The 16970-nt window shown below is 61.8% G+C and carries 8 protein-coding genes; 3 read left to right on the forward strand and 5 right to left on the reverse strand.

All coding sequences use genetic code 11. From position 1 onward, the window contains the following. The first annotated feature begins 329 nt into the window (after positions 1-329). Positions 330-2153 (forward strand): type IIA DNA topoisomerase subunit B, encoded by a 1824-nt coding sequence (locus FJ222_04930; GenBank protein MBM4163765.1) that lies wholly within the window; start codon positions 330-332, stop codon positions 2151-2153. An 8-nt stretch (positions 2154-2161) separates the two neighbouring features. Beyond that, positions 2162-4390, forward strand: coding sequence for a DNA topoisomerase IV subunit A (locus FJ222_04935; GenBank protein MBM4163766.1), 2229 nt, complete (start codon positions 2162-2164; stop codon positions 4388-4390). A 176-nt stretch (positions 4391-4566) separates the two neighbouring features. Here the strand turns inward: FJ222_04935 and FJ222_04940 are convergent, their stop codons facing one another. The 3 genes from FJ222_04940 to FJ222_04950 all read right to left on the reverse strand — a co-directional run bounded on the left by FJ222_04940 (position 4567) and on the right by FJ222_04950 (position 11875). Further along, positions 4567-6015, reverse strand: coding sequence for a hypothetical protein (locus FJ222_04940; GenBank protein ID MBM4163767.1), 1449 nt, complete (start codon positions 6013-6015; stop codon positions 4567-4569). Between the two features lie 547 nt (positions 6016-6562). Beyond that, complete coding sequence (locus tag FJ222_04945; protein MBM4163768.1) at positions 6563-10732, reverse strand: DUF4838 domain-containing protein; 4170 nt, start codon at positions 10730-10732, stop codon at positions 6563-6565. Between the two features lie 312 nt (positions 10733-11044). Continuing rightward, positions 11045-11875 carry a hypothetical protein gene (locus FJ222_04950; protein MBM4163769.1) on the reverse strand — a complete coding sequence of 277 codons (831 nt, stop codon included), beginning with the start codon at positions 11873-11875 and terminating at the stop codon, positions 11045-11047. 1601 nt (positions 11876-13476) lie between these two features. Here FJ222_04950 and FJ222_04955 point away from each other — a divergent pair. Further along, positions 13477-14412 carry a lysophospholipid acyltransferase family protein gene (locus FJ222_04955; protein ID MBM4163770.1) on the forward strand — a complete coding sequence of 312 codons (936 nt, stop codon included), beginning with the start codon at positions 13477-13479 and terminating at the stop codon, positions 14410-14412. Between the two features lie 54 nt (positions 14413-14466). On the opposite strand, the gene FJ222_04960 is transcribed toward FJ222_04955, so the two are convergent. Beyond that, positions 14467-15873: a hypothetical protein gene (locus tag FJ222_04960; protein MBM4163771.1), complete on the reverse strand. Its 1407-nt coding sequence runs from the start codon at positions 15871-15873 to the stop codon at positions 14467-14469. Positions 15874-15900: 27 nt separating this feature from the next. Next, positions 15901-16806: a transporter gene (locus FJ222_04965; GenBank protein ID MBM4163772.1), complete on the reverse strand. Its 906-nt coding sequence runs from the start codon at positions 16804-16806 to the stop codon at positions 15901-15903. Positions 16807-16970 lie beyond the last annotated feature (164 nt).

The raw sequence follows: 16970 nt of genomic DNA on the forward strand, positions 1-16970 counted from the left end.
AGGGGTTGGACGCACAGGCACCGGTGACGGCCGCCGACGCTCATGCCGGTCGCCACGCACGAGAGTCAGTGTATCTGATTTTCAGGGCGAGGGCAATTCCGCAGCAGCCAGTAATCAGGGGGGGGGGAGAGTGTGGGTGTGTGGGAGTGTGTGGGACACTCACTCACACTCACACACTCACACACTCACCCACTCACCCACCCACCCTGTCGCTAACCGATTACTGGGAACGCGTGCGGAAAGAGTTGACAAATTAGCCGTTTCTCACGACACTTCACGCACGTCCGAACCCGCCGCCACTCCGGCGCATCCCGGATACACACGAGATTATGGCGACATCCACACAACACCACTACGACGAAAGCAAGATCAAGACCCTTTCGTCCGTCGAGCACATCCGACTCCGCACCGGCATGTACATCGGCCGGACCGGCGACGGTTCGCAGTATGAAGACGGCATCTACATCCTGCTGAAGGAGGTGCTCGACAACGCCGTCGACGAGTTCATCATGGGCTCTGGCAAACGGGTTGATATTTCCATTAACCCCACCACCGGCGCCTGCTCGGTCCGCGACTACGGCCGGGGCATCCCCTTGGGAAAAATCGTCGCCTGCGTCTCCGAGATTAACACCGGCGGCAAGTTCAACAGCGACTCCTTCCAATTCTCTGTCGGCATGAACGGCGTCGGCACCAAGGCGGTCAATGCCCTTTCCTCCCACTTTCTCGTCCGCGCCTACCGTGACGGCGAGATGGCCGATGCGACCTTCGCTTACGGCAAGCTGGTCTCGGAGAAGAAGGGCAAGACCGACGAGCGCAACGGCACCCTCGTGCAGTTCACGCCCGACGGCGACATCTTCAAGAAATTCCAGTTCCGCGACGAGCACGTCTCGCGCCGCCTGCGGATGTACGCCTACCTCAACGCCGGGCTGAGCCTCCTCTGCAACGGCAACACGTTCCGCTCCGAGAACGGGCTGCTCGACCTGATCCACGACGAGGCCCAGTTCGAGAAGCTTTACCAGCCTTTTCATTACCGCTCCAAGACGCTGGAGCTGTCCTTCACCCACACCAACCGCCTCGGCGAGGATTACTATTCATTCGTCAACGGCCAATACACCAACGACGGCGGGGTTCACCTCTCGGCCTTCAAGGAGGGGTTGCTCAAGGCGGTCAACGAGTTCGGGAAGAAGAAATTCGACGGCGACGAGGTGCGCGAGGGGGTCATCGGCGCGATCGCCATCCGCCTCAAGGATCCGATTTTTGAGTCCCAGACCAAGAACAAGCTCGGCAATCAGGAGATCCGCTCGGATCTGGTCGCCGAAATCAAGCGCGTCATCGAGGAGATGTTCCACCGCGACCCGGTCCATGCACAGAAGCTCATCGGCAAGATCGAGGAGACCGCCAAGCTCCGCGCCGAGCTGAATTCGGTGCGCAAGCTGGCCCGTGAGCGCTCCAAGTCGGTCTCCGTCCGCGTGCCGCAGCTCAAAGACTGCAAGCAGCACCTGCACGCGGCCAAGGGCACCGGCCTCGACACCATGCTCTTCATCACCGAGGGCGACTCCGCCGCAGGTTCGCTGGTCTCCTGCCGGGATGTCTCGGTTCAGGCGATCTTCACCCTCAAGGGCAAGCCGCTCAACACCTGCGGCCGCAAGCGCGAAGAGCTGTACAAGAATGTCGAGCTGTACAATCTGATGCAGAGTCTCGACATCGAGCAGTCGGTCGACAACCTCCGTTACCAGAAGGTGATTCTCGCCACCGACGCCGACGTCGACGGCCTCCACATCCGCAACCTGATGATCACCTTCTTTCTCCGCTTCTTCGACCGCCTGCTCCGCGAAGGCCACCTCTACATCCTCGAGACCCCGCTGTTCCGGGTGCGGAACAAGAAGGTCACCCACTACTGCTACTCCGATGAGGATCGCCTCGCCGCGATCGCCGAGCTGGGCAAGTCGGCGGAGATCACCCGCTTCAAAGGCCTCGGCGAGATCTCGCCCAAGGAGTTCCACGCCTTCATCGGCCCGGAGATGCGCCTGACCCCCGTTGACGCCACGCAGGACTACGGTTTGGGCGAGACACTCGAATTTTACATGGGCGACAACACCTCCGAACGTCGTCAGTATATCATGGACAATCTGGTGATTCCCGACGAGGTTTGAACAACGTCATGCGCCGACCCCCCAGCAAAAAAAGCCCCGATTCCGCCCCCAACGGCGAAAACGCGCCTCCCGTCCAGGTGACCGAGGACTTCCTGTTCGATCTCGACGCTCCCCCCCTGCCCGCCGCCGTGGCGGAGACGAAGGCCGACGGCGAACCCGCCACTGCGGAGCGGGATGAAAGCGGCGCCGAGACCCATCTCCCCGATGCCACGCGCGACACTCCGCCCGACGCCGATCCGCTCTTCCCCCAGGCAGACGGCCCCCTCCCCAAGAGCAACGTCCCCCCCAACAGCCGCGGACCCCTTTCGCGCCTGATGGATGTCAATTTCATCCAGTTCGCCTCCTACACCATCTGCTCCCGCGCCATCCCGACCATCGAGGATGGTCTCAAGCCGGTGCAGCGCCGGATCCTCCATTCGTTGTGGGAGCTCGACGACGGCCGCTTCATCAAGGTTGCCAACGTCGTCGGCAACACGATGAAGTACCACCCGCACGGGGATGCCTCGATCGGCGACGCCCTCGTCAACCTCGTCAACAAGCGCTACCTGATCGAGGGGCAGGGCAATTACGGCAACATCCACACCGGCGACTCCGCCGCCGCCCCGCGTTACATCGAGTGCCGCCTCACCGAGCTGGCCCGCCACGAGGTGTTCAACCCCAAGACCACCCAATACGTCGCCTCGTACGACGGCCGCAACCAGGAGCCGGTGCTCCTGCCTTCCAAGATTCCCCTCCTGCTCATGCTCGGCGCCGAGGGAATCGCGGTGGGACTCTCCACGACGATCCTGCCGCACAACTTCATCGAACTGCTCGAGGCGCAGATCGCCATCATCCAGAAGAAACCATTTCAGGTGCTCCCCGACTTCTACACCGCCGGCGTGATGGACGTTTCGGATTATCGGGACGGCCTCGGCCGGATCAAGCTCCGCTCGCGCATCGAGCACCGCGGCAACAACCGGCTCGTCATCCGAGACCTGCCATTCGGACAGACCACCGAATCGCTCATCAAGACCATCGAGGATGCGATCAAGAAGAAGAAGGTCCCGGTGCGGCAGATCAACGACTTCACAGCCGAGCATGTCGAGATCGAGATCGTCCTCACCGTCGGCGCCGCGCAGGATGCGGCGGTCAAAGCCCTCTACGCCTTCACCGCGTGCGAGACGGCCGTCACCTCCCGCATGGTCGTCCTGCACGGCGGCCGGCCACGCGAAACGACCGTCTCCGAAGTCCTCCGCCTCAACACCCAGCAGCTTCTCGACCTGCTGCAGCGGGAGCTGGAGATCCGGCGCGACGAGCTGCACGAGGATTTCCACAACCGCACGCTCGAACGGATTTTCATCGAGGAGCGGATTTACAAGCGCATCGAAGAGATGCCGACCTACGAACAGGTCCTTCAGGCCGTTCTCAGCGGCCTCAAGCCGTTTCGCAAGGAGCTGCGCCGGGACATCACCCCGGAGGACGTCGAACGGCTGCTGCAAATCCGGATCAGGCGCATCTCGCTCTTTGACATCAACAAGAACCGCGAGGACATCGCCACCATCCTGAAGGAACTCGCCGAAGTCGAGGGCAGCCTCAAGTCGCTCAAGGCCCATGCCGTCAAATACCTCAAGGCCCTGATCAAGCAGTACAAGGCGCATTATCCGCGGCTGACGGCGGTCGCCACCTTCGGTCAGATCGAGCTGCGCGAGCTCACCGCCCGCGAGCTGACCCTCAAGATCGACCGCGAGAACGGCTACATCGGCACCGAGATCAAGACCGGCGAGCCGCTCTTCGAATGCTCGTCGCTCGACAAGATCATGCTCGTCTGGAACGACGGCCGGTACCGCATGATGCCCCCGCCGGACAAGTTCTTCATTGATCAGAACATGATCTATTGCGCCATCTTTGATCGGGACCGGGAGATGACCTGCGTCTACACCGAGCCGCACTTTGACATCTCCTACATCAAGCGCTTCACCTTCGGCGGCGCGATCCAGAACAAGGACTACCGCCTGGCGCCTGAGAAGAGCGCCGTGCAGCTTCTGGAAGAGGGGACGCCCGAGACGATCTACCTCAAATACAAGCCCTCCAAGGGGCAGAAGATCCACCAGCAGGTGTTCACCCCGTCCGAGGCGCTGCTCAAGGGCGTGTCGGCCAAGGGCCAGCGGATGACCACCAAGGGGATTGCCAAGATCGCCTCGGCCAAGCCGCGCTGGTGGGAAGACGGAGACGCCTCGCCCAAAGGCGTGCTGCTGTAACGGGGGTCGTTAGGGAGCGCTCGCTGGGGTTGGACCTGAATGGCGCTACGTTAAGCGATGCTTCCGATCATAATCGTAATCGTAATCGTAATCCGTTCGCCACCAAAAGATTAAGATTAAGATGGCAATAGCCCCTTAACTTAGCGGCATTCGGGACGGGCCTTCAGGGCTTTCAGTTAGGGAATCCCCGTGACGACCGGCTGCGTGTCGGTCCCCGCAGCCTGTGACGGGACGGTTGCTGCCGGGGAATGTTCACGGATAAAAACCTGCGGATCCACCCAACCGTGCGGCTCCTCGTTCCATATTTTCGACGGATAGTAGCCCGCAACCCATCGCGCCGTGCCAAACTCACCCGTGCGCATGCCGAAATGAAGGTGCGACCAGTAACCCCCGTTCTCCCAGGTACAACTGCGCCCCAACGCTCCGAGACGCTGCCCCTTGCGCACCACCTCGCCGGGTTTGACCGTCAGCGCTGGCGATAGGTGCCCATACAACGAACAGATCCAGGAGTCATCCGGCAGGCGATGCTCAAGAATCACGATATGTCCCCAAGTCTGGTTGTAGAGGGCACGCCGTACCACGCCATCGGCCACCGCCACAACCGTCAGGTTATCCCGCAGCCAGGCCACGTCGTACCCCGTATGAATGGTGTTGGAAAAGGCGCCGCCGCCCCCTCCCATCTTGAGACCGAAGCTCTTGCTCCCCGGCTCGAAGAAATCCCGCAAGGGCGGCATGAACGCGCGGGCAACCGGAACGTTCCCGGTGCGCTCCGCGTCACCCATCTCCTCCGTTCGCGTGAACCCGAACAGCACCGCTGCCAGAGTCGCACGACGCAGTTTCTCCTGGATAGCTTCGGTCTCTGGCTCCCGGCCTCTAAATATCCGCATCGGCTCGAAGGCATCCCGGGTTCGGTAGAAAGCGGCAGCGGCCTCCACACATCCGGGCGCCGCCGGGTTCGTCACAAGCGCCAGCGCCTCGGCGTAGGTCCGGGGCGGCTGGACGGCCGCTGGGGACGTCGAGGAACCGTTCCGATCCGGGCCCGTATGCCCACCCCCCTGCTTCTCGCGCCGTTCAATGATCGATTCCGCATCCGTGATCGCCGCCTGGGTAAACGGATCCGGCTCCACCGCAGCCGTCGCCCGAAGAACAGGAATCTCCTCCCCCGTTCCATGCCAGATCAGGTATTCAGCCGCCGCTTCACGAACGGTCGGGTCATCGTCCGCCAAGCGCGCCGCCACCTGTGCACGGATGGCAGGAAGCGTCGCGTTCTGGTGAATCAGGGCTATCACACCCGTGCGGCGCACAGCCGGATTCGTGCTCTCCAGCAAGGCGACCGTGTTGGACGTTAGACCGGAGAAATGGTACCGGGGCAGACGGGGTTCCAGCGCAACAAAATAGGCGGGATTCGTCACCGCCGCCATCATGCGATTCAGATCAGGACGTTGATCCTCCTGCTTCTTGAAGCGTTGGACACTCTCCGCAGGGGGCGCTGCAATCGATGCGCAAACGCACCCCAGCGGCAAAAGCAGAAGAAGCCAGCTCCGTCGGCGCCCGCTGGGGTCACCCATCACAGCGTGGGAGGCAACAGGGATGGGCGCTACGTTAACCGTCGTTTTCGATTTCACAAGGGGTTCATCTTAGCGCCATTCGAGTCCACGGGCAATAGGTTTCTGCAGGTTTCTGCGCAGGACTTGACATCGTTAGCCCGATTCCGCTACATTTCTACGACAAAAGGGCTCCTTCAGACCGGTTTCAGCGAGCGGGTGCCTGTGCAGCCTGAAAAGCGATTGCTTGTTAATTCGCCATGCTCGACAGGCCTTGCGTTCCCTGAATCCGCTGGCTATATTGAGCGTTCCGCTCGTTGGATTGATTTACGCAGCCAACATTCTTTCTTTCTTCTGGCTCGACTATCTATATGGTCTTGCGATCGGTCTTTGGCTGCCGTCGCTGATTTTCTGAAGCCGACCAGGGACTGGCCAGGGACTGGCCGGAATGCCGCTAAGTTAAGGGGCTATTGCCATCTTAATCTTAATCTTAATCTTTTGGTGGAGGACGGATTACGATTAAGATTAAGATTATGATTATGATTATGATCGGAAGTATCGCTTAACTTAGCGCCATTCAGGCCCGTCCCTGAAAACCCAATGCTGTAACGGAACGGAGTGCTCTCTGTTACTTCTCCACGATGTACCGCGGATAGGTTTGCCAGCGCGGCGGGGCCTTGGCCGTGCGGCCGCACAAGCCCGGCGCGAGTTGGAACCAGTACCGGGATCCGGTGCCGTCGTCGTCATCCAGAACAACGACGTTGAACCCGAACGATTCGCCCGGTTTCACGCCAAGATCAGCCAACGGCAGACGCAGTTCGTAGCGGGTGACCTTGGCCGGTTCGTCGCGCACCACGGCGCAGGCGGCGGTTTTCGAGAGTGTGTCGCCACGGCCTTCAAACGGATGGAAGGCCGCGCCGTTCGTGGTGAGCGCCACGCCGAGATTCCAGTGGACATTGGAGGAGAGGACGATGCCCAGTTGCAGCGCGTCGCCATTCCAGATCTTGCCGCCGGTTTGCCGGTTGAAAGGCGTGTCGTCTGTCACCTCGGCCGCTACGCAGAGGGCGTCGCCATCCACGCCCCACCACGCCTTGACGCTCAGGTCTTCCGGTCCCTGCCACGGCGCCTGGCGTCCGGTTGGACGGCGGCGGTCCTCCGGGACGATCTGGAACAGGCTGCTGCGCGTCAGCGTCGGTTTGCCGGCCCACTCGCCCAGCACGCCGTCCACGGTGACGGCCTGCGCCAGGCGCAGCATGAGACGGTCGACCGTCACGGCAACCGGGCTCCCGGCCGCGCTTCCCGTGGTGGCGTCGGGCGCCGTGCGCGCGCCGCGCCAGCCGTTCGCTTCCGAGCGTGATTCCCGGCTGAAGGAGGCCTCCCGTTCCTTGAACACCGCGCGGCTGCGATCCGAGGCGCGCAGCGGCGCGGGCAAGTCGCCGAAGAACCCGCCGCGATAACCGGTGCCTCTGGCGAGGTCGGCACCGGATATCGCCGGCCAGTCGGCGGGAACAGTCAGCGTCCCAGATCCGTGCGAGCCGCCGAACGAGCGCCCTCTGGCGTTGCCGACCGTGACCACCTGTTCGCGCACGTTGCCGCTCAAGTCGAGGATGCCCCAGTAGGAGGCGCCCGCAGCGACGCGCCCGCTATCCGGCGTCGCAAAGACTCCCGCCCGCATCGGGCTGCCGGGTATCGCGCTCACGCCGCCGCGCGTCGGGCCGCCGAAATAGGCCGGCAGGGTCAGATCGTAATTGGCGTTGCCGATGTCCGGCGCGTCATTGCCCGCCATCCGCTCGTCGGACGCTCCCTCGCGGCTCGCGGTGTATTCTGTCCGGGCGATAGCGACGGTGCCCCAGGCAAATGCGTGCGTCACCGGCAGGCGCGGTCCGCGGCAGGCTTTTTCGTACTCCAGTTCGGTCATCGGCCGCAATCCCGCCCAGGCTGCGTACAGGGCGCTATCCCACCACGCAAGCAGGTTGCAGGCCTGCCAGGGTTTGGCCGCCTTGAAATCCGGCCAGACCCCCGACAGGGCGTAACGCCCGGCGGCCGTGTATGTGGCGCCTGCGTGCGAACTGTCGCCGCCCGAGGTGCGCGCGAAAGCGGCGCTCGACATGGTGTTCAAGAACGCCGTGAACTGTCCCCGCGTCACCTCATACCGCATGCAGTAGAAAGGCTCGTAGCCGGTCGGGTAACCGTTAACGATCGCGCCCTCGGGGCCGATGGCGTCCCGGCCAAATTCGCTGATGCCCCAGAGGCGACCGGGCTGGCCGCCGATGCGCCGGGCGTTGGTGCCTTCCGCCACCGGGCCGCTCCAGGTTTCGTCGACCGTGAAGGGGATCGTGGCGCCGTCGGTCCACGAGCCGTCCGTGAAGCAACCGGGCTCGGTTCCGCCCGAACCGACTTGGAACGCGCCGCGCGGAACATAGACCATCTCAATGGCGAAGACCTTGAGGTCGGCGGCGGCGGGGTTGGTGACGCCATCAGCGCCGTGGAGCCAGAGCAGGCTCACGTCCTTGAGCGCGAGCGGTCCGTGCCCGGCATCGGCGCGGTAGATGAACACGCCCATGCCTGTGGCGCCGGTCAGGCCGACATCCAGCGCCGCCTCCTTGGGCACGGTGTGCCGGGCGCGTTCCGGCGCAAGCGTCGCATGAAAGTAGCCCTCTTGCTCCCGGCCCGGAAGCCGGTATTTGGCAAACACCCAAGCCGCGCTCCAGCTCTCGACGGGCAGGTCGCTGCCGGTGACGTTCTGCGCAGCCGGCTCCGTCCACCGGGCCCGCCAGGTGTGGCCACAGGCGAGATCGAAGCGCACCGCGCTTTCCCCTGCTGCGGGGACTGGGGCCAGGCGGATGTTGTCGATCCGGACCTGGTTGGTCTCGGCGGGGCCGCCCTGAAACCGCGCGGCTGCGGCGGGATCCTCGGCGACGGGTGGCGGTGCGACGGCAACGGTCTCCTGCCGCGGCGGCGCTTCGTCAATGGCCTCCGCATACGCGATGAAGGCATCCAGCGACCACGTCCAATAGAGAAAAGCCTTGCGGGCCGCTGTGTCGCCGGTCCGCTCGATCGCCTCGAGCGCCTGGTCGCGCAGCGCTTTCATCCGGGCCACGACATCCGGCGGCCAGATTTCCCGGAACAGTTTCGGGGGGACGCGCTGTTCGGCGAGCCGCAACGGGCGCGAGAGGACGGTCTTCTGCCAACGGTCGCACTCCAGCCTCAGGAGTTCGCGGGCGCTTGCGGCACCCGCGCCAAAGAGCCGCCGGCACAGCTCGTCCAGCGTCGCCTCCACGTCCAGGTCGGGATTCCACAGCGCGCGGTTCCAGACGTAGTAGGTCGGGGCGGCGGTAACGAAGCACGCCGCGCCGTACGAGAGCACCAGACCGCCATCCAGCCGGTTTCGGTTTGATTGATAGAACTCCTGGACCCGATGGGGGAACTGGACCGGTCCGAGCGTCCAGTCGCCTGGACCGGCAAAATCAATCCACATGGACACAGGCCGTCCTGACTTCGCGGCCCAGGCGCGCAGGAGGCCTTCCTGCTCCTGGCTGATCGCCGGCTGATGCATCAGCCCCATCGTGCCCAAGTCGAGGGAGTTGATGACGAGGTTGTCCGGAAACGTCATCTCCTCGGGACAGCTCGGGATTCCCCAAGGCACGTAGATCACCTTCTTGTCGGGCCAGCGCTGTTTGACGATCTCGCACAATCGCCTCACAAAATCGCCCATCAGCAGCGCATCGCCACCCGTCTCGGACTTCTGCCGGCAGCCCGGGCAGCGACAGGCCGAGACGAGGGAGTTGTTGCCCAGATCCATGGAGGGCCAGAGGGTGACGCTGGTGCGCGTGATGCCCCCGATAAATGTGCCTTTGCCTCCCCTGTCCCACGCCCGTTCCAGATTCTCGACATAGCAGGCGATCAGCTCCGGCGCGCTGTAGCAGAACGTGCCGTAGTTCCGGCTGCCATCCTCACGGACCGCAAACAGGGCCGCATTGGTGTTCAGCGTGTTGTTCATGAACTCGAAAATACGCGCGCCCTGTTGCACGGCCTCATACGGCCAGCAGTTGGCCTGGCGCATCAACGTGAAATGATCACCCATCCAGAGCGTCTCCGAGCCCTCGGCGCCAGCGCCGGGGGCCATCGGGAGGATCTGCTCGTCGGACGAGCGCGCCTGCAGCCAATACCAGTCCTGGTACATTCTGCGATAGGAGAAGACCGGCTGATCCCGGTAGCAGACAGGGGGAATGACCAGAGAAGCGGCCTGCCGAATCGAGCGCCCGCCGTACGGCGTCGGCCAGTACCAGCGGACCCCGACGAACCGCTCCAGAAAGTCCGCCACGGCCCAGGCCGTGCCCTCGCCTCGCTGCGTACTGCCCACGAGGTAGACGCGGTTGGGGGCGGTCTTGACGACAAAACCTTCGGGCGGCAATTGCGCCGCATCGATGCCCGCCGCGCGCGATTCCTCGCCGTCGCCGATCACGATGGCGGGCTGGTCGGCAGCCGGGGGGTCGTTGACCAGCTCGAGCGTCGCACCGGTGCTGAGGCGGATCGTCTCCACCAGATTGTTGAGCAGTTGCTTGAAGACCGGGGGGTGGTCTCCCGACCGCTTCGCCACAAAGGGGGCTCGTGCCTTGGGATCAACCACATAGACCACAGCCCGCGCAACCCCGTCGCGCACGAGATCGACCGGCGCATGCGCGCGAGCCTCCATCCACGTCACGGGCGGCAGATCGCGCGGTTTGAGATCCCCTTCGGCCGCCGCCTGAAGCGCCATCGCAGCTATCCAAACGGCACCCACAACGCGTTCTCTCATGGTCAGCCTCCTGATGATATCGCGTGCTGTCTCGACGATTACTATACACGAGAAAAGCGGAAGAGAAAAGCTGAAAACGGAAAGCTGAAAGGCGGATCAGGAAATGCGCGAAGCGGGTGTGTGGGTGGGTGAGTGTGTGAGTGTGGGGGTGGGTCGGGGTCGGGGTCGGTATCGGGGTCACAATTCTAGGTTTTTCTGTCGATAGCCATCTTAATCCTAATCTTAATCTTTTGGTGGAGAACGGATTACGATTAGGATTATGATCGGAAGCATCGCTTAACTTAGCGTCATTCAAGTCCCCTATGGGACCCCTTATGTACCTCTTGACGCTCCGACAGAAAGCGTGGGCCATGCACCGCGGACCGTTCCCCCGTGAAAACGAATCGTATCCTCTGTCAGCGCATCCTTCAGCACGTCCGGCGACCCGCTGAACAGCTTGCCGCCCCGAAGCAGTACGCATTGTCCCACATGATCTTCGGGCAGAATGGCCGTGATATCGGTTGCCTCCTGCAACATATTCCGCCAGGTCCGGCCCAGTTCAGCCAGGTCAGGCGCGCCGCCTGCAAAGGCCAGTGTCTCATAGTCCATCCGAGTGTAATGCGCCGTGCGGCTGGCCTGTGCCAGAATGAACTGGGGACTCAACCCCGGATCCTTTCCGCAAGCCGCCCAAACCAGGCATCCAAATGACTGAAGGCGGGAATGGCAGTGAATGATGTCAACCCAATCCCGGACTTCGGCCCGGCCGATCAAGGCCAGTACTTTGTTGGTTGCCAGATCGAACGGGTGCAAGGCGAGCCCAAAATCGGGATGCTCGACGAGCGGGAAGAAGCGAAAGGCGCTGTCATGCACCCACTGCAGAATAACGCCATCGGCACCCCTGAACACCTCGGCTTCCACAAACGTCGGGAACTCGCGAAGCGGTCGCACGTCGTATCCCGCCTGGACAAGCTTCTTTCTGTCCGATTCCCAGGAGGCGAGCACCGCTTCACGGGTGTCGTGAAACAAGTCGACATCATGCGAAACGCGGGCGGACACGAGTATTTCATTGAGGGCCGCGCCGCCAGCCACATAGCGCTCGCCCTGCGCGACGCGCTCCGCAGCCAAAATGCGACACACGGTTTTTTGGAACTCGGTTAGAGACATCTCATCAGCTTTCGAGCAAGGACATAGGTGGCTCGGTCGCCGTTCTGCGCCAGCATGTTCAGGCACCGGGCGAACTCGTCTCGGGTGTGTGGCGTGAAATCGTCACGCAGAAACCATCCGCAGCGCAAGCGATTCCGATCCCACAAGGCCAGCGTCTCTCTCCGAGCATCTGCGGGAGAGGGTGCCGGACAGGCATGGACTTTATGGCTCATGACGCCATAAGAGTAGCCGAATCCCATCTCAATAGCAAGACTGGCGGAACAGCAAAACCCCTCCGGGGTGGTTGCAAGAGAGAAGTCAGAAGACTGAGGGAATGCCACAGGAAACGCGCGAAGCGGGTGGGTGGGTGAGAGAGTGTGTGTGGGTGTGGGGGTGTGTGTGGGGGTCGGTATCGGGGTCGAATTTCCGGCTATTCCCGTCGATAGCGATTTCGATCCCGATTTCGACTTCGATGTTCGGCAGGAGAGAAGAAGGAGAGATTCGCGTGTACGAGTAGGTGTAAGAGTACGGGAACGCGACTCGGCCGAAGGGTCTCGTACTCGTACACATACTCGTACACTCAGATCTCTTGAGCCGCGAAAGATCGCACAGAACACAAAGAAATACGGCCTTTGCTGGCTTTTCTCGCTTTGTGATCTCTCGCGGCAAGTATCTCAACTGCTCTTATCAGGGAGCCTCTTGCAAACACCCCGGAGGGGTTTTGCAAGAGCCTCATAAGCCAAAGGGCGGGCCAGGCTCGCGCCCGACCCGCCCCCCGTGTCGTCAGTCTCTAAACTCTAACCTCTGACGTTCGACCTCTTAACTGCACACTGCACACTTCTCTAACCCCTCTATCGCATCAAAATGAGTGTTCCGCGTGGCACAGGAATCCCAGAACCGGACCGGATTGACCAATTACTACCTTCAGTAAAAACCTGATCGCCCTCCGACATCAAGGGGATTTTTTCGGGACCACGCTTGACAAATCCCATCCTCTTCTGCCACACTTTCACCGTTAAAAGGGTTGTTTTCATGCCGGGTTCACAGGGCGCTTGCCCGTCTGGCATGAAGCGCCTTTTCCATTCACGAGCAGTGGCCGTGAGGGCCACAGGAGTCAGGCATATGGCAAAATCACAGGACGCACATAAAGAAGCTAAAAAAAAGCCGACCAAGACCCTCAAGGAAAAGAAAGCCGCCAAGATCGAGAAAAAGCGCCTGATGGGATTGTCACAAGGAACCTGACACACCGCGTGAACCGATCCGTCGCCCGCTAGGCGCTTAGGCGCGAACGCCATCGCTCTGTCATCACCTATGCGCCACGTCCCCGCCGCCCCGAATGGCTAAGTTAAGGGGCTATTGCCATCTTAATCGTAATCCTAATCTTGATCTTAATCTCTTGGTGGAGAACGGATTACGATTACGATTAGGATTATGATCGGAAGCATCGCTTAACTTAGCGCCATTCCCCGGATTACAACTCTGAATACTGATTTCTGGCTTCTAAATACTGCGCTTGTAGAACCGACGAAGGAGGTTTTGCAAGCGCCTCCGCCTATTATCGGTTCCGGATTGATTTCGGCGTGTGAGCGCCGACGCTAGCCCAAAAACGGTTTCTTATCACGATGAGCACAGGATACAGAGAACGCCGCCGCCCGTTTGAAACCGCCGCATTCCGAGTCGCGCTGGCCCTCATTCCCCGGCTTCCGCGCCGCGCCGTGCTCGGCCTCGCGTGGCTCAGCGGAACGCTCGGATGCCGCTTGGACCGGAAGGGATGGCGGATCGGTCGCGCGAACCTCGATATTGCGTTTGGCGGCACCAAGACGACAGCGGAGAAGCATGCGATTCTGCGAGCGGCCTACATCACGATGACGCGGACGTTTCTCGACGTGATCTGGTTTGGAACCCGCGCGCCAGAACGGCTGACGCGCTATGTCGCTATCGACGACAGCGCGCAGCCGATTTTCCGGGAAAAAAACCAGATCTGCATCGGCGCTCACTTTGGCAACTGGGAAGTCGTTGGACAGTTCATGGCGCTCCGGGGGGTTCCGCTCCACAGCATCGCCATGCCGGTCAAAAATCCCGAGGTGAACCGGTTGCTGATTGCCCGGCGGGAAGTGACCGGACAGACAATCATTCCGCGCGAAGGCGCGCTGCGAAAATTGTTCGCCGTTCTTCGCGCCGGCGGAAAAACCGCCTTTCTGGTGGATCAGAACACCAAGGAGAAGGACGGCGGCATCTGGGTTGATTACTTCGGTCTGCCGGTTCCGGTGACTCCGGCCCCGGTGGCGCTGGCCGCCAAAACCGACAGTGATCTCTTCATCGTCTTTTGCTTGCCACAACGCGGCGGGCGCTATCGGGTTTACGTGACTGAATCCCTTCCGCCGCCGACGCGCGCCAGCCCGGAAACCACGCGCATGATGACGCAACAGATACTCGCCGCCATTGAGCGCGAAGTCCGCATACATCCGGAATGCTGGCTCTGGATGTATAAGCGCTGGTTAATCAAAAAGCCATCGGGGCCATCCGAGCGGTATCCCTTCTACGCCAATCGCGCGTGACGGCGCGCGACGGGCGGAAGCGGAGATAAGCCCGGGGTTTGGGGTCGGAGTTCCCTAGGGCATCTCAACGAGTTCACAGTCGTCAAACCAGGCATCGCCCGTGCCATCGACGCAAAGCTTGACCAGCAGGAACGGATTATCGGCGGAGGGCTGGAATTCGAGCGTCAGTTTCGTCCAGTCGGTCGTGCCGGTGATGCCGGCGCTGCGCCGCGTGGCCCGCACATCGTCCCAGTTCCAGATGCAGTCATCCACGGCGATCGAGGCCTCGCCATCGGTCAAAGCGGTTCGGACCCAGACGCTGAGCCGGTAGTGTTTGGCCGTCTCGCCGTAGGTTGCGGTGCCCGACCGGTTGGGTGTGCCCACAGCGGGCGCACCGCGCCCCTTGCCCGACACCTTCAACGAAACGGAGCCCGAATGCCCCCGGGTGCGATCCACGGTGACGTGACGCCAGGTCGATCCATTATAGACCTCGCCGCCGTTGATCCCCTGCTCGAAATCGTTGACCACGCCAAAGCGGAAACCGGGCACGTCGCTCTTCCCCGCATTCTGCGATTCCGCCTGCTGCTCCAGGGTCTCCGCCACCGGGTCCGGAACCGAAAGAAAGCGGTAGCTGGCGCGGAGATGGTGCATGCCGTCGGCTTCCGCAGTTGCAGGAGCCTCGCTTTGGATACCCAGGTCATACCACAGATCGCAGGTGGCCATGCGGACCGGGCCATTGACCGATTCGAGCGCCACGAAGGGGTTCATACCCGGTTCGCGGACGAACCCGGTGAACCCATTGGATGCGAGGCTGACCCGCGGGTAGTTCAGCGGATTGTGATAGAACCAGGTGGTTTTGCCTGAGCTGACGCCGTTTATCACTTTCTGCCAGCGTTTGCGAGAGTGATGAGAAACCGACACCCCCCCTGCGAGCAGGTTGCAGAACTCGGTCCATTTGGGATCGGGCATGGTGCAGTGCATGCCGCACTGCCACACATAGCCGAGGCGGGTGTCCCACGCCAACCGGAACGTTCCCTCGCCGACGGATCCACCGTCCAGTTTCGTGACGGTCTTAAATTCCAGGACGGGGCCCGCGCGCGAAACAAACTCGATCTGGAACGCCGGATTGGGCGTCTCCCATAGCGGCGCGTTGATGGAGATCTTGGCGCCAACCAGCGTCGCCCAATGGTGGACCGGCGGAATCGTGTAATCCACGGTCTCGTCCGCCGCCGGCGGAGAAAACCGGAACATCTCAAGCTCCTTATTCCACGTCTGGATCAGGCCGATTTTATGCGCCCCGTCATAGATCCAGTACCAGTCTGAACCCGCCGCGTGAGGCGCGGGAGGAAACGAGACGAGGTGAAAGTCGGGCGTGTGCGCCTGAATGGGAAGCCGCCGCCAGGCCGGGGTCGCTTCGATGGCCTGTTGCAGCAGCCCGCCCGGCAGCGCCGGGCGGGTGTCGTCATGCGTCGGTGCGGTCATTGCGATTGGATCCCGATCTGGTGCCTGTCAGAATATCTTGGTCAGGGTGAGGGCGCCCAGCATGCCCTCGGTGTTGTTTTCAGCGCCAAACTCCCACAGCACACGACCGGAGAGAAAGGTGAGAAGAGAGGGCATGAAGAGGCTGACTTCGGGTCCGGCGGCAAAGACCCGTGACTTGCCGGTTTGAGCGCCCGGGCCCGAGTCGCTCGTGACCTGCCAATAGCAGTAGCCGGTCAGGCCCACGTCCAGGGTCTTGTTCAGGGTCTTGCCCAGCCCCCACTCAAAGTGAAAGTCATCACCGGGCGTGTAGTGCTCGTCCTTCTGCTGGGAATGGACTTCATAGCGCGCCAGAATGGAGGCCGACCAGGTTTTCGCGTCATCGGCATAGAGCGTTGCGCCTGCCGTTCCCATGGTCGTCCACATATCTTTGCCGGGCGAAGCCGGATCATTCTTGTCATACTCGCCCACGGGCAGATAAACGCCTGCCGCCAACGCGGCATCGTAGCGGGCGCCATGCCAGGCCAGGCCCACCGGCTCGACACAGATGTCACCCATTCCGGTCTTTTCGGCATCGATTTTCGCCGCGCCGATCGACAAATCCGTCCGGATGAACGGAACACTGATGTCGGCGAAATAATCGGCACCCAGAATCTGAAACGGGGTGACCCAGATCAACCGCGGCACCAGGGCATACACCTGGAGATCGAAGTCAATGGGCAACGTGTTGCCGCTGTTTCCCTTGAGTTGATCGGCTTGATAATAGACGCCATAGATGCGTCCATACAGCCCCGGAGGCGGCAACGTCGCCCCCTTGAGGCCTTCCACGCCATTCACATAATGCGGCTCCCCGGCCAGAACGGATGCGGTCATGAAACCGGCCAGCAGCAGGGCTGCCATCGCCTGAGTGATCCCCGTTGGACGTGCGGCTATCATCGTTCGCCTTTCCTTTCTTGATGCCAAACCCGTGGTGTTGAATTCGACGCCCGGCCAGTGTAATGCGATTACCGTTTGGGATCAAGCGGGAAACATCAGCGCAAAATGCACGCACACGCGGGCGGGTTGACTCCAATCCGCAACCTGTTATCATTACGCCGTCA

The organism is Lentisphaerota bacterium (assembly GCA_016873675.1).
Classification (GTDB): domain Bacteria; phylum Verrucomicrobiota; class Kiritimatiellia; order RFP12; family JAAYNR01; genus VGWG01.